This is a genomic window from Saliniradius amylolyticus (genome assembly GCF_003143555.1).
Lineage (GTDB): Bacteria > Pseudomonadota > Gammaproteobacteria > Enterobacterales > Alteromonadaceae > Saliniradius > Saliniradius amylolyticus.
The window spans coordinates 163,804-178,268 of record NZ_CP029347.1; the positions used below are offsets into that span (position 1 = coordinate 163,804).

A 14,465-nucleotide genomic window follows, 5' to 3' on the forward strand; every position below is an offset into this window, starting at 1 on the left:
GCCCGGCGTTACTCGCCGGGTTGGGTTGTTGGTGCCTGAGTTTTACCCTGACCCAGAGTAAAACTGTGCACGTTGCGGTAACCAAAATCCGCGCCTTCGGCTAATGTCTGTTGGTTTACCATCAGGCGGTAGTGTCCCTCGGACAGGCCGTCACCGTAGTTGTCTTCAACGGTCAGGGTGTAATCTCCATCATCCAGGCATAATTGTTCGCGATGTTGGTGGTTGCCCGCATAGCGCGAACCTGAGAACACGACTTCCTGTTGACCTTTAACTAAAGTCCAACGGTTTTCCTGGTGGCTGAACTTGTCAGTATCCAGTTCTAATATGGCTGTATTCATCTGACATGGGCTTGAGGCATCGGTTAAATTCGCCTGTGCAGTAAAAGCGACACTGCTGATTACGAGTACAAGGGTTGAACGTTTCAACATAACAAATCCGGGTCCGTTAGAATGACGGCACCTAGTCTGCCTGCCAACTATGACAGTGATATTGCGGATTTATTTCATTCTGGTTTCCTAAGACGGAATGTGAGTGGATTTTCACTAAAGAGTCATGCGGGGGCGTTTTGAGCACCATATACTGAGAGTCTGGAGGCATTCACAAAAGGAAAAGCCAATGGAAGAGCAAAATTTGTCGCCGATGACGCCGAATGCACTGGTTGAGCATCCTGAAGGCGGTCGATTCCAGGAAGTATTTCGCTCCGCTCACCGGGTGCAGACCGACAACGCTCATGAGCGCAGCGCCTTAACCCATATTTATTTCTCCCTGAATCCGGGAGAGGTCAGCCGGTTCCATCGAGTGACCTCCGATGAAGTATGGAATCTATACCGGGGCGAGGGCATCAAGCTGACGCTATGGGACGGTAGTCATCGCCGTCCTAAGAGTGTCATTCTGTCCGCTCTGGAGAACTGCTTTTGCCATGTTGTCCCTGCGGGTATGTGGCAGGCAACCGAGCCTTTATCGGACAAGGTTCTGGTGGGCTGCTCGGTGGCACCGGGATTTGAGTTTGCCGATTTTACCCTGATGGACCCAGCCTCTGCGGAAGCGGAGCAGCTGCGAGCCTTAGCCCCAACCCTTGAGCATCTGATCTCGGGTGTCTGAGATTGCCAGAACCTAATTAACTGTATAAGTTATGGTAAGTTAGCAGAAAAGCAATCATCACTTCGCTGGAGCCAAATCTGTCAGTGTCAGCGCGGTGATATGTCAACAGGGTCAAAGTGAATGACGGACATTGTGCTGTACGGCGCGGCCAGTTATGAAGGAAAGGTGTACGCCCAGGTGCTGGTGGCGGCGGGCCTGAAACCTTTATTGGCGGATAATGTCAGCAGCATTCATCGACAGGCTAAGGAGCTTTTATGCCCCAGTCAGGTGATTAAGCTCAATGGTGATTGGTCCTCCTTGCTATCGGACGCGAAGGTGCTCATCAATTTAAAAGCACCCTATAAGAAGACACAAAAGAAACTGCTCTCAGCGTGTTTGAAGACCCAGACGCATTATTTGGATTTTTGCGACGATATCGCCAGCTTGCAGAGGGTCTACCGGTTTAATAACCATGCTCAGGACCAAGGGGTTATGTTGATGCCAGGAGTGGGACTGACGCCAACGGCTTTGGTGGCCACCATGATCAAAACCTTGCTAAACCGGCCTCACCAATTGGTGTTGTTTCAAGGGGTTGAAGGTAAATATACCAAGGCGATGAAGTTATCCTGGTTGTCTAAATTGCCACAGTTACCTCAAGCCCGACGCAAGGGGGCCTTAACCGATGCCGATATCTCTCTGGAGCCAAAGTTCTTCGAGTTACAGGGTCAGCGCTTTGAAGGCATCAGGGACTACTGGCATGGCGATCTTTTCACCGCGGGGTTAGATACCGGCATCGCCAATATCGATATTTACAGTACTTATCCTGGTTGGGTTACACGTCTTTTACGTTGGCGCCTCAGGTTCTTGTGCCCCTTTTTGGCCTTTGTTAATGGATTAAAGTCTGACAAAGTCTTAACAGACTCACAATTAAAAGCAGGACGTACCCGTATTAAGGCTATAGCTTCCAACGGACAAGACAAGCGAACCCTATCACTGGTGGGGCCCCATCCGGTCAAGTGGGATGCCCTTTGTCTTGGCGTTATCGTTAAGGAAATACTCAATCGGCATGCGCCGCCGGGGTATCAGACACCCAGTGTTTACGGCAAAGCGCTGCTGGATAAGGCTGGCTCAGTGACCTGGTTAAACCATTAGCTCGTATACATTATGGGATAATCAGAGAGTTCTCAGGAGAAACTATGCTGGCTCACGGTAAATTTAGGGTTGAAACACAGGGTCGGATTGTCCACACCTACCCAGAGGAAGGCTTTAACGAAGAAGGCATCCGTCAGTATTGTCTGAAGGTGTTAGAGCAGGGCAATACCCTGCAAAGCTGGCTGCTGTTTGAACATCCCCGCAATCTGGCGGCGGTAACATCGGAGGCAGAAGTGGAGTTATCGAATGCCTATCGGTTGTTCGAAAGTGCGGGCTGTGTGGCGATTGCTTGTGAAGTGGGACCGGTATACCGGGATATGGTACAAAATCAACTCGGGGCGAACGTGAGTATTCCCGTGTTGGCGTCCGACAATATGGATGCCTTAAATCAGTTTCTCGAACAGCATTCTCAGTAATGGCGAAAATTCAACACATCACTATTCTCGGTGGGGGCACTTCTGGCTGGCTCAGTGCCGCGATTCTGTCTTATCAGTTTCGACACCAGCCAGTGCGCATTACTCTGGTGGAGTCGGAACAGATTGGCACCATCGGGGTTGGCGAGGCTACCATTCCTCCGTTTCTGGATGTACTGAGCAGCATAGGCATCGACCAATTCGACTTTATTCGGCAAACCCAGTCGACTTTCAAGCTTGGCATTCGGTTCAGCGGATGGTTAGAGCAGACTGATGCCTACATGCATCCCTTTGGTCAACTTGGGCAGCCACTATTCCATCAGGACTTTTATCAGTGCTGGCTTAAGTCTTATCAGGCGGGTAACAATAGCCCGTTAATGGCCCATTCTCCCGCTGCCGTGTTAGCAGAGGCGGGCGGCTTTATGATGCCCGCCATGGTCAAAAATCACCCCATGCAGGCTTCCGCTTATGCGTTGCATATCGACGCGACTCTGGCAGCGCGATATTTTCGCAACCATGCTGAAAAGCTCGGCGTGGAGCGTGTTGAGGGACGGGTGGAGCAAGTTCTCTGTCACGAGAATGGTCACGTATCGCAGCTGTTATTATCCGACGGTAGCGCGGTGGGTGGTCAGCTGTTTTTGGATTGCAGCGGCTTTTCCGCCCTGATTAGCGGTCAGACGCTGGGTGCCGAATTCGAGGATTGGTCAGAGTTTCTTACGGTTAATGAGGCGGTGACAATTCAAAGTGAACCATTCCCAGAGCCGCCGTCTTACACTGAATCCAAGGCCCAGGCCTATGGCTGGAGCTGGCATATCCCTCTGCAGCACCGCACCGGTAATGGCTATGTTTACGATAATCGTTATATCGATAGTGAGTCGGCGGCACAGACTCTGCTCGAACAGTTGCCGACGCCACCATTGTCCGACCCAAGACGGATCCGCTTTCGCACCGGCATTCGGCCCTCACCCTGGTTGGGTAACTGTGTGGCTATCGGGCTGGCGGCAGGCTTTCTGGAACCACTGGAGTCCACCGCTATCCATATGGTGACGCGTGGAGTGAAGCACCTACTGCGCCTGTTGCCGGATCGCGCTTTTAATCCGGTTCTGCAAGAGGAATACAATCGGCGCATGCGTCGGGATTTTGAAGAAATCAGAGATTTTTTGGTTCTGCATTACTGTAAAAACCAGCGCTCAGATAGTGAGTTCTGGTGCTACTACCAGAGAATGAACCTGCCTGAGCGATTAGAGAAAAAGCTGACTCTGTTTGAGGAAAACGGTGGCCTGATACCGGGAGAGGATGACCTATTCACCGCCAACAACTGGTATGCGGTGCTTGAGGGACTGAGAGTCCGGCCAAGGCGGATGTCGCCGTTATCAGAGGATATACCGGTGACCCGGCTGGAGCCGCTTTTGCAACAGATCCGTCAGAGTTTGACCGATGGCGCACGAGCAATGCCAAGCCACCGGGCCTTTATCGACCAGCATTGCCCGGCAACAAAGCCAGGCATGTAATTGAATCAGCTGGTCACGGGTAGGGCATTAAACACCCGTGCCACCATTTGTCGCAGACACTCAGGATCCGACTGCACGCTGGCATAGACCCTGAGTCCGATCATTTGCATCTGCAGCCAGCAGGCCAGTTCGCGGCAATTGGCTGACTCTTCAAGTTTTCCCTGTTGCTGAGACGCTCTCAAGGCGCGTTCAAAAGCGTGCTCTATGTACTCAAGGGACAGACGAGCGCACTCGGCCAGCTCTTGATGGCTGTCACCGATCTCCGTCACCACCTTGGTTAGCAAACAAATGCGGCACGGTTCGGTGCTGGGACAGTCCCCCGGTTCCAGACTCGCATAGAAAAAACGCTCTAAACCTGCCATTGCATCAGACGTCTGGGTCAGGTGCTTGTTCAGTAGGTCCAGGCTGTTTTGGGTGTAGCAGTTCAAAACCTCGCGAAATAACCCCTCCTTGCTGCCAAAGCCAGAGTAAATACTGCCGGGGCGCATATCCAGTGCTTGCTGTAGGTCTCTCATGGTTGTGGCCTGATAGCCTCGTTGCCAGAAAAGCTCCATGGCTTTATCGATGGCCGCCTGACGGTCATATTTCGTCATTGGATAACGCATAACTAAGCATTTGAACGATTGTTCAAATATAGCTTGAACGAGCGTTCACGTGCAACTATGTTGTTAATGTACTTTTCAGCAATGAATGGAGGAGCAATGACTGACTTTACGTTGCACGATATCCAATCGGCACCCGAGGCGGCGCAACCCCTGTTGAAAAAATCTCAAGATGCCTTTGGCATGATCCCTAATTTGCATGCGGTGATGGCCGAAGCACCAGGTTTGCTGGAGGGGTATCAATTATTGCATCAGCGCGCCACCGAGAGCAGCTTCGATAAGGATGAGCTGACGGTGGTTTGGCAGTCCATTAATGTTGAACACGCCTGTCATTACTGTGTGCCGGCACACACTGGTATTGCAAAGAATATGGAGGTCAGTGATGAGCTGATCGACGCGCTGAGGGACGAAAAGCCCCTGCCCAGCGATGAACTGGAAATACTCAGAGATACGACGCTGGCTCTGGTCAGAGACCGGGGTCATCTTAGTGACTCGCAGCTGGATACGTTTTTCGGCGCAGGCTTCAATAAGCGCCAATTGCTCGAGATAGTGATGATCCTGAGTCAGAAGGTGATGAGCAACTACGTAAACCATCTGGCAGAAACCCCACTGGATAAACCCTTTGAGCAATTTGAGTGGCATAAAAGTTAGCGACTACCTGTTTAAAATGGTTACGACTTAATCAGTTAGCGACTAAGCTGGTTATGACCACCTTGGTTTTAGTTGCATGCAGTGCCAGTTATTTTGACGGGTTCAGTTGGTTACTGAATCGACATTCACCAAACGCGACTGAACTTAACGTTTCTTCAGTGAGTAATGACTACACACTGACAATAATGAGGAGAGATTATGATCAACGCTTATGCAGCCACTGAGCCTGGAGCCAAGCTAGAGGCTTATCAGTATGACCCCGGTGAACTGGGGGAGCATGAGGTGGAAATCGAGGTGCATTATTGTGGCATCTGCCACAGTGACCTGAGTATGATCGACAATGAATGGGGCTTATCGGAATACCCCTTGGTGCCAGGCCACGAAGTCGTAGGCAAGGTGGCCCAGGTTGGTGAGCGGGTGACAGAAGTCACACCCGGGCAGGTCGTGGGGCTGGGGTGGCACTCCGATTATTGTCACCAGTGTGCTCATTGTCATAGCGGCGAGCATAACCTTTGTCAGGAGTCCACCATGACTATCGTCGGCCACCATGGCGGTTTCGCCGACAAGGTACGCGCTGATGCTACCAGCGTAATTCCAATTCCAGACGGCGTCGATCTTAAATCTGCCGGTCCGCTGTTTTGTGGTGGCATTACGGTATTTAATCCCCTGACCCAATTTAATATCAAACCCACCGATAAAGTAGCCGTGATTGGCATCGGCGGGTTGGGTCATATGGCCTTGCAATTCCTGAATGCCTGGGGTTGTGAGGTTACCGCATTTACTTCCAGTGAAGCCAAGAAGCAGGAGGCACTGGAACTTGGCGCTCACCATACCCTTAACTCGCGCGACGAAAAGACTCTCGAAGAAGCTGCCGGGCAGTTTGATATGATTTTGTCCACCGTGAACGTCAAACTGGACTGGAACCTGTACCTGAATACCCTGAAACCTAAGGGGCGACTGCATTTTGTTGGTGCGGCTCTGGAACCATTGGATATCAATGTGTTTAACCTGATTATGGGTCAGCGCAGCGTGTCCGGTTCACCGGTAGGCAGTCCGGCTACCATCACTGAGATGTTGGACTTTTCCCAGCGACATGGGATAAAACCAATGGTGCAAACGTATAAGTTTGATCAGGTGAATGAAGCATTGGATCAATTACGCTCAGGTGACGTGCGTTATCGTCTGGTACTGGAGCGTTAATGTCTTGAGCTTCAATACTGCGACAGGGAAGGAAGTCTTAAAATGATAACGCAGTTGGAACCGGTGTTGGCCTTGCAAGGTCAATGGCAAGGCCATAGCCAACTTTATTTGGCCGAAGTGGGCAGTGCCGCCCGCTCCGGCGTCACTGCTTCGGTTACGCCAATGCTGGATCAGCATTTTGTGCGGCTGGATTATCAATGGCAGCACGAGGGTCAGCCCCATCAAGGCTTTATGATCTTTGGTTATCAACCTACGTCAGACCTGGCGTGCCTACATTGGGCCGATAACTGGCACATGGGGCGGGATATTATGGTACTTAAGGGCACTCTTGGCCTGGATACCGGCTGGAATGTCTTTGGTACCTATGCGGCAGCGTCTGGTCCCGACTGGGGCTGGCGGATCAAGTTCAAGCCCGATCCGCAGCAGACACTGGTTAGTATGTTCAATGTTAGCCCCGACGGCATTCAGACCCTGGCGGTGGAAATGGTGCTGCAACGCAGCGCCTGATCACCGAGCCTGAATGCGATAAAACAGAGTGTAGAGCACGGGCACCACAATCAGGGTCAGCACAGTGGCAAACCCGAGTCCAAACATGATGACCACCGCCATGGACTCGAAAAAAGCATCGAACAGCAAGGGCACCATGCCTAAGATGGTCGTGATTGCTGCCATGCACACCGGACGAACCCGGCTCACCGAGGCATGTAATATGGCGCTTAGGGGCTCTTTACCCTCATCCTGCTCGAGTTTGATCTGTTCAACCAGCACGATGCCATTTTTGATCAGCATCCCTGTGAGGGATAAAAAGCCCAGTAAGGCCATAAAGCTGAAGGGCGCATTCATCAGCAGCAAGCCGCTGGTGACACCGACCAGTGCCAGAGGCACCGTCAGCCAGATCACCAATGGCTGGCGCACCGAATCAAACAGGAAAATCGTGATAATAAACATCAGCAGATAGCCCACGGGCAGGCTGGAGAACAGGCTTTGCTGAGCCTGTGAGGATTTCTCGTACTCGCCACCCCAGCTCAGGCTATAGCCTTGAGGCAGGGAGATCTGCTCTACCTTGGGGCGCACCCGGCTAAGTACCTGAGCGGCGGTTTCCTCACCCAGTACTTTGGGTTCGGCCTGGACCGTAATGGTGCGCTTTCGATCCCGCCGCATGATCAGAGCGTTTTCCCATCGCGTGTCAAATTCTGACACCACCTGAGTAATCGGCAGGTAGGTGTTGAACACCGGGCTCCATATCTGCACGTCTTTGATGTGGTCGGCGGCGTTACGCTCGTCAGCCGGGGGGCGGGCCACTATTGGCAGCAGCTGAGATCCGTCTCTGTATAAGCCGACGGTTTTGCCCGGGAAGTTCATCGCCAGTACATCATCCAGATCCTGACGGCTGATACCGGCGCGTCGGGCCTGAGCCTCTGCAAACCGGGGACGGATCACCTTAACCTGTTGCCGCCAGTCGTGACGAATGGATTCCATGCCCCCGTCCTGCTCGAAAATATCCCGGGCCTGCGTTGCCAGAGTTCGCAGAACTTCCGGGTCGGGACCGGCAAAGCGCGCCTCGACGGCAGCCTTGGGGCTGGGACCAATCATCAAACGGCGGATGCGCACAAAGGCATCCGGGTGTTGCTGATACACCGCCTCTTGCACACGGGCGATAACCCCTTCAATGTTCTCTCGCTGATCCACATCTACCATAAGCTGGGCGTAAGACGGGTATTTTTTCTCGGGCGCATAGGTCAGCATAAAACGCTGCGCGCCCTGTCCAATGGTGCTGGTCACCTGTTCAACATGGTTAATGTCCAGCACCTGCTGTTCCAGTCGCGTCACATGTTCTTTGGTCGCACGGATATCACTGCCCTGTGGCAACCAGTAGTCCACCAAAAACAGCGGGGTATTCGAGGGTGGGAAAAAGGAGTTTTTGACCTGCCCAAAACCCACTCCGGCAGCGACCAGAGCCAGCACCATGATCGACAGGGTCAGCGCCCGATGGCGAATGCAAAATTGCAGCAGGCTCTGATAAAGCTGATAAACCGCCCCCTTGTAGGGGTCATCGCCTGCCTGCTCGCCCTTAGCGATGGTCTCTTTAAAGAATAAATCGCAGAAAAAGGGCGTGAGGGTAATGGCGGTGAACCAGCTTAAACCTAGCGAAATCAACAATACCCAGAACAGGGACCCCGCATATTCGCCAGTGGCGTCGGTAGACAGGCCGATGGGAGCAAAGGCCGTGATAGCAATCACCGTAGCGCCCAACAATGGCCATTTGGTCTGGCCGACAATCTGTTTGGCAGCGTCTAATTTGCTCAGGCCTCGTTTTAACCCGATCAGCACACCTTCGGTAATGACAATGGCGTTATCCACCAACATGCCCAGCGCCACGATCAACGCTCCCAGCGAGATGCGTTGTAGCTCGATATCGGCAATCTTCATGGCAATAAAGGTACCGAGGATGGTGAGTAGCAGAATCAAGCCCATTAACAAGCCGGAACGCAGCCCCATAAACACCAGTAACACGATGATGACAATGGCAATGGCTTCACCCAGGTTGATCAGAAAGTCACTGACAGACTGGTCCACCTGTTGTGGCTGGTGGTAAATGGTGCTTAATTGCATGCCCACTGGCCGTTGATATTCCAGTTCCGCCAAACGGCTTTCCACACGCTCGCCCACCTCTACCACATTGACCCCGCTGCTAAAGGCGATGCCTAAGGTCAGTGAATGCTCTCCATTGAATCGATACAGATGGCTGGGGACCTCGCTGTAGCCTCGGTGGATATTGGCCACGTCCCCCAGATACACCAGATCTTTGCTGCCCGGCTCGGAAATCAACAGACCTTCCATCTGTTTGACGCTGCTGAACTCGCCAGTGGGGTAGATGCGAATATAGTCATCGCCTACCCGCACATGCCCGCCGGGGTTAACGGAGTTTTGTGAGCTGAGCAGCTGGAAAATTCGGTTGGGACTGATGCCCAGCGCCGCTAGCTTGGCCCGGGACAGTTCCACAAATACCTGCTCCTGCTGTACCCCGCCTAAGGCAACTTTGCCAACGCCTTCCACGAGCACCAGTTCACGACGCAGATAGTCGGCGTAGTTCTTTAAATCCTGATAGCTGTAGCCATCGCCGGTAATGGCCATAAAGATGCCATACACATCGGCATAGTCATCCATAACCCGAATCGGCTCGACGCCCGGAGGCAGCTTTTGTTCCAGATCGGACAGCTTACTGCGCAGTTCATCCCAGATCTGCTTTAACTCAGGCTCACGATAGGTGGGCTTCATCTCCACGGTGATCTGTGACAGACCCTGACTGGAAATGGAGGTGACATAATCCACATAGGGCAAGGATTGAATGGTCTGCTCAATGGGGAGGGTGACCTCTTCTTCCACCTGTGTGGGAGAGGCTCCGGGGTATTGGGTGATCACCATGGCCGATTTGAGGGTAAAGGCCGGATCTTCCAGTTGCCCCAGCTCGAAGAAGGAGACCACACCTCCAATGGCTAAAATCAGAGCAAACAGCCAGGAGATAACCTTGTGGCGAATAGCGTAGGCGGCGATGGACATTTACAGACCCCGCTCTTTTTCCAGCGGTCGCACTTGTTGCCCCGGGCTCAGAAAGTCCACTCCGGCCGCCACAATGGTATCGCCTGCGCTGATACCTCCTGTGACCTCTACCCCACCTGAGCTAATCTCGCCCAGCGTAACCGCCTGCTCGCTGACGGTCTGGTTCTCGGGGTTATAGCGCCATACATAGCTGCCGTCGGCGCCATCTTTACGAAAAACGGCCGCCACGGGGACCACTATGGCTTGTTCCCGCGGGAGGTGAAACACCTGGCTCATGTCTACCGAAACGTCGGCTGACATGCCGGGGAGGATATTGACCGTCTCGGGTTTTTCCATGGTCAGTGTGACCTTAAAGGTGCCGGTGGCCGGATCGGCAATGGCGTCGTGTTCCTTGTAACGGGCGTAAAATGTCTGTTCGGCGGCGCTCTCGAAGCGCACCTTGGGCTCATACTCTCGGGATTCGTCCCTGACGCGTGAGATCAATCGCTCCGGAACCTGAATGGTAATATCGATCATTTTGTCGTTCTGAAGCTGCAAGATGGGCTCTTTTGCCTGCACAAACTGATAATTTTCTACATATCGCTTGCTGATGATGCCATCGTAGGGGGCGCGCAGCTCGGTGTAAGTCAGGTTATCCCGGGCAATGCGTAGCGCCGCCTGTGCCTGGGTAAAACGCGCTCTGGCTTCGTCGAAAGAGGCCTGAGGGATCAGATCTTTCGTCAGCATCTGTTCGGCTCGTTTCAGCTGAGACTCCGCCAACTCGAATTGAGCCTGACGGTCGAGGAGTTGGTTGCGATAGTCGGTGTCATCCAGCTTTGCCAACAGCTCACCTTTACTGACACCTTGGCCGTTGCGCACTGGCAGCTGCTGTATTTGACCGGGTAACCGAAAAGCCAGCACCGAACCGTCCTGGGTGGAGACTTCCGCCGGAAAATGGCGTACCCGATGATCCTCTTGCTTGGCTATGTAATGCAGTTTTACCGGGCGCGGGCCGGTTGGCTCGGATGTAGTCTCGGTATGGGGTTGGCAGGCACTAACAAACAGTATCAGTGGCCAGCAATATCGGAGCAATGAGCGCATGATGGGGTCCTTTTCGATGCCTGGGCTTGGCATTAACTTGTCTAATCAAGTGAGCTGTATCAATCATACTACGAGCGGACAGCACAAAAAAGCACCAGGTATGACCAGCCCCCCGACACAGACGACATCAACCAATGCCAGCTGGACTGAGTGTTTTCTCAGTCCAGATTCCAATGCCAGATCTGACAGGTGTTGATGTTGACGTCCTGTAGCCGGTGCCGATCCCGCTCGGCATTACGCTTGGACTCATAGGGACCCAGAATCACCCGGTACCAAAGGCCGTTGCTGCCATTGGTGGCTCGGATCTGTGCTTCCAGCCCGGCAAAGGCAATCTTAGCACGCATTTCCTCCGCCTGAGGGCGCTGTTTAAAGGAGGCACACTGCATCAACCATGGAACGTCGGAGGTTTCGATTTCCGGCGTTTCCACCTCCACGGTGCGGTTAGGCAACGTTTCGATAAATTCCCATTCCTCTTCCGGTGGTTCCGGTAGTGGCTCGGGTTGCTGTCGTCTATCGGTACTTTGAGTCGAGCCTGGCGCGGGCTCAGGGGCATTGTCTTTAATAAACCATAAGAAGGTAGCGAAACCGATGATCAACGCCAGGGTAATAATAATGCGCATCCAGGGCACCGGCGGCTTGGGCGGTGGTGACTGTTTGGCTTTGCCTCGGGAAACGTAGTCTTTATGGGCCATGAAAACCAATGCTGTTACGACTAAGGAAAGTCGGATTTTACCGCCCTGCCATCAGAATACCAACGACAGTCGAAAAGAAACTGCTACCGAAGGAACTGGACACCCGGTCTGCGGTTAACAATATCGTCATACCGCGCAAGCAGGTAGTCATCGGCGCAATAAATACTTTCAAGTCTGTGATATGCCCTCCCTAGCTGCACGTCCAGCTCGGCATCCGTTGCCTCGCGTTCGAGCCTGAAATGGTTGCGCGCCCTCACCATTTCCTGGCCGCTCTCACCCTGCTCGGAGGCAGGAATGACACAAGAAGGGTAGGGCCTGCCTCTGGACTATCGCTAACTAAAATCCTGGGGATCAATATCCACCGACCAGCGCACCTTCGGGGCCAGGCTGAGCGATTCCATTTGCGGTAAGCGGCGGTTGAGCGCCTGTTGAATGCCGGTGCGCTTGGCCGTTTGCAGCAATAGCTGGAATCGGAATCGCCCCTGGCGTTTCTCAACCAACGCTGGCAGGGGGCCGGTCAGCAGCACGCCGTCGGTATCGGCAAAACAGGTACGCGCCTGGCTTAAAAATTCAAAGGCCTGGCGCGGGTCGTGGCTTTCAGCGCGCACCAAAGCCTGATGGGAAAAGGGTGGCAAATTGGCAAACTGACGCTCGCTGAGCGCATAGCGGGCAAAGTGCTGATAACCGTTATTCAACAGATCTTGCAGCAGCGGGTGACTGGGGTTGTGGGTTTGCAGCCACAGCTCGCCGGCCACATGAGCGCGGCCCGCCCGTCCCGAAACCTGGGTAATTAACTGGGCCAACTTCTCGGCGGCGCGATAGTCGGCGCTGAACAAGGCCGCATCCACATCCACAATGACCACCAGAGACACATTGGGAAAATGATGACCCTTAGCCAAAATCTGGGTGCCGATCAAAAGCTGATAGTCACCTTGCTGAATATCTTCCAGCAACTGGTGCAGCTTCTGCTTGCCGCGGGTGGCGTCGCTGTCGATGCGCACGGCTCTGTATTCGGGGAACAGCTCGGTCAAACCCTGTTCGAGTTGTTCGGTGCCCAGCCCCACGGGGGTTAACTGTGGTTGCTGGCAGGAGGGGCAGGCTCGCGGTAGTGGCTTGGCATCACCACAATGGTGACATTGCAGCTTATTCTGACGGCGATGCAGGGTAAAGCTGGTGTCACAGCGCTGGCACATCTCTACATGGCCGCAGTGGTGGCAAATCAGCGCTGGCGCATAGCCACGACGGTTAATAAACAGCATCACCTGCTGGCCCCGTTGAAGGTGCTGGGCGATTTTGTCCTGCATTCCAGCCGCCAGGCCATATTTTAGCGGCTGGTCTTTTACATCCAGCATCTGCTGTTTGACTGGCTCGGCATTACCGGCCCGTTGTTTCAACAGGTAATGACGATATTTGCCGGTCAACGCATTGTTGAGGCTCTCCAGCGACGGCGTGGCACTGCCCAGTACCAGTGGAATGTTTTCCAGACTGGCGCGAACCACGGCCATATCCCGGGCGTGATAGCGCCAGCCGTCCTGTTGCTTATAAGAATGGTCGTGCTCTTCGTCGACGATGATCATGCCAGGTCTCGCCAGCGGTGTGAAAATGGCCGAGCGCGTACCGATAATTATGCCCAGTTCGCCGCTTCTGGCTTTTTGCCATACGCTCAGGCGCTCGTTATCGGTCAGACCGGAATGCAGCAAGCCCACCGGCAAACCAAAACGGCGTTCAAAGCGCTGCACCGTTTGCGGTGTGAGGCCGATTTCGGGCACCAGAATCAACACCTGATGGCCGCTCTTTAACAGTGGCTCGATGCATTGCAGGTAGACTTCGGTTTTGCCGGAGCCGGTCACGCCCTCCAGCAACACACAGCCAAACTGCTGGTAGAGTTGGTTAATGCCGCTGATGGCCAGCGACTGCTCTACATTGGGGCGGGGCGCCGGGCCCATGTCCAGATGCTTAAACCACTGGGTGTCGGGCTCATAGTCGCTTTGGTAGCACTCGATTAACGATTTTTCCTCTAAGCCTTTAAAAACCTGAGGGGAAAATTCCTGCTTCAGGGCCGCATCGGTCAGAGGCTGCTGTTTAAGCAGTTGATACAGTGCCTTTTGTCTGGGAGCGCGCTTTAACGACTCGGCGGCATCCTCGTCGCCCAGCGTACGCCACATCTTGATATGTTGCTGCTCGGCGGGCAGCCCTTTGCGCAGACTCACCGGCAGCGCCGCCTGGTAAATTTCTCCGATAGGATGCTGATAGTATTGGCTGGCCCAGTGCAGCCACTTTTGGTGCAGCGCGTGGAGAACCGGTTCGCTGTCCAACACCTCGGTAATGTTGCGTAACTTACTGGTCGGAACGTCTGATTCGCTTTTCAGTGTCACCACAATGCCCACCAACCGGCGTGAGCCGAAGGGCACTTGCACACGCACTCCGGGCAGGGCCGATGCACGCAGCGGCTCAGGTAAGCTATAATCGAACAGTCGGCGCATGGGCACGGGTAAAGCGATTTGCGCAATGGGTTTGGTCATA

Annotated in this window: 13 protein-coding genes; 7 read left to right on the forward strand and 6 right to left on the reverse strand. The window is 53.7% G+C overall.

Features of this window, described 5'->3' with window-relative positions; genetic code table 11:
- Nucleotides 1–8: 8 nt before the first annotated feature.
- Complete coding sequence (locus HMF8227_RS00820) at nt 9–428, reverse strand: hypothetical protein (RefSeq protein WP_162558436.1); 420 nt, start codon at nt 426–428, stop codon at nt 9–11.
- A 187-nt stretch (nt 429–615) separates the two neighbouring features.
- Here HMF8227_RS00820 and HMF8227_RS00825 point away from each other — a divergent pair, with 187 nt between their 5' ends.
- The 4 genes from HMF8227_RS00825 (at nt 616) to HMF8227_RS00840 (ending at nt 4,156) form a co-directional block, all read left to right on the forward strand.
- Entirely contained in the window at nt 616–1,101 is a 486-nt protein-coding gene (locus HMF8227_RS00825; RefSeq protein WP_239421168.1) for a cupin domain-containing protein, read from the forward strand.
- 120 nt (nt 1,102–1,221) lie between these two features.
- Entirely contained in the window at nt 1,222–2,232 is a 1,011-nt protein-coding gene (locus HMF8227_RS00830) for a saccharopine dehydrogenase family protein (RefSeq protein ID WP_109338373.1), read from the forward strand.
- Nucleotides 2,233–2,276: 44 nt separating this feature from the next.
- A complete protein-coding gene (locus tag HMF8227_RS00835) occupies nt 2,277–2,648 on the forward strand; it encodes a hypothetical protein (protein WP_109338374.1) in 372 nt (123 codons plus the stop codon).
- Entirely contained in the window at nt 2,648–4,156 is a 1,509-nt protein-coding gene (locus tag HMF8227_RS00840) for a tryptophan halogenase family protein (RefSeq protein ID WP_109338375.1), read from the forward strand. The genes HMF8227_RS00835 and HMF8227_RS00840 overlap by 1 nt, the downstream gene beginning before the upstream one ends.
- A 5-nt stretch (nt 4,157–4,161) precedes the next feature.
- Here the strand turns inward: HMF8227_RS00840 and HMF8227_RS00845 are convergent, their stop codons facing one another.
- Nucleotides 4,162–4,749, reverse strand: coding sequence for a TetR/AcrR family transcriptional regulator (locus HMF8227_RS00845; RefSeq protein ID WP_162558437.1), 588 nt, complete (start codon nt 4,747–4,749; stop codon nt 4,162–4,164).
- A 108-nt stretch (nt 4,750–4,857) separates the two neighbouring features.
- Between HMF8227_RS00845 and HMF8227_RS00850 the strand changes: the two genes are divergently transcribed.
- The 3 genes from HMF8227_RS00850 (at nt 4,858) to HMF8227_RS00860 (ending at nt 7,116) form a co-directional block, all read left to right on the forward strand.
- A complete protein-coding gene (locus HMF8227_RS00850) occupies nt 4,858–5,409 on the forward strand; it encodes a carboxymuconolactone decarboxylase family protein (RefSeq protein WP_109338377.1) in 552 nt (183 codons plus the stop codon).
- A gap of 198 nt (nt 5,410–5,607) precedes the next feature.
- Nucleotides 5,608–6,609 carry an NADPH-dependent aldehyde reductase Ahr gene (ahr, locus tag HMF8227_RS00855; RefSeq protein WP_109338378.1) on the forward strand — a complete coding sequence of 334 codons (1,002 nt, stop codon included), beginning with the start codon at nt 5,608–5,610 and terminating at the stop codon, nt 6,607–6,609.
- 42 nt (nt 6,610–6,651) lie between these two features.
- Nucleotides 6,652–7,116: a DUF1579 family protein gene (locus HMF8227_RS00860; protein WP_109338379.1), complete on the forward strand. Its 465-nt coding sequence runs from the start codon at nt 6,652–6,654 to the stop codon at nt 7,114–7,116.
- On the opposite strand, the gene HMF8227_RS00865 is transcribed toward HMF8227_RS00860, so the two are convergent.
- The 4 genes from HMF8227_RS00865 to priA all read right to left on the reverse strand — a co-directional run bounded on the left by HMF8227_RS00865 (nt 7,117) and on the right by priA (nt 14,464).
- On the reverse strand, nt 7,117–10,170 hold the full coding sequence (locus tag HMF8227_RS00865; RefSeq protein WP_109338380.1) for an efflux RND transporter permease subunit: 3,054 nt from the start codon (nt 10,168–10,170) through the stop codon (nt 7,117–7,119).
- Nucleotides 10,171–11,250 (reverse strand): efflux RND transporter periplasmic adaptor subunit, encoded by a 1,080-nt coding sequence (locus tag HMF8227_RS00870; RefSeq protein ID WP_109340968.1) that lies wholly within the window; start codon nt 11,248–11,250, stop codon nt 10,171–10,173.
- A gap of 158 nt (nt 11,251–11,408) precedes the next feature.
- Nucleotides 11,409–11,942 (reverse strand): SPOR domain-containing protein, encoded by a 534-nt coding sequence (locus HMF8227_RS00875; RefSeq protein ID WP_109338381.1) that lies wholly within the window; start codon nt 11,940–11,942, stop codon nt 11,409–11,411.
- Between the two features lie 332 nt (nt 11,943–12,274).
- Nucleotides 12,275–14,464 (reverse strand): primosomal protein N', encoded by a 2,190-nt coding sequence (priA, locus tag HMF8227_RS00880; RefSeq protein ID WP_109338382.1) that lies wholly within the window; start codon nt 14,462–14,464, stop codon nt 12,275–12,277.
- Nucleotide 14,465 lies beyond the last annotated feature (1 nt).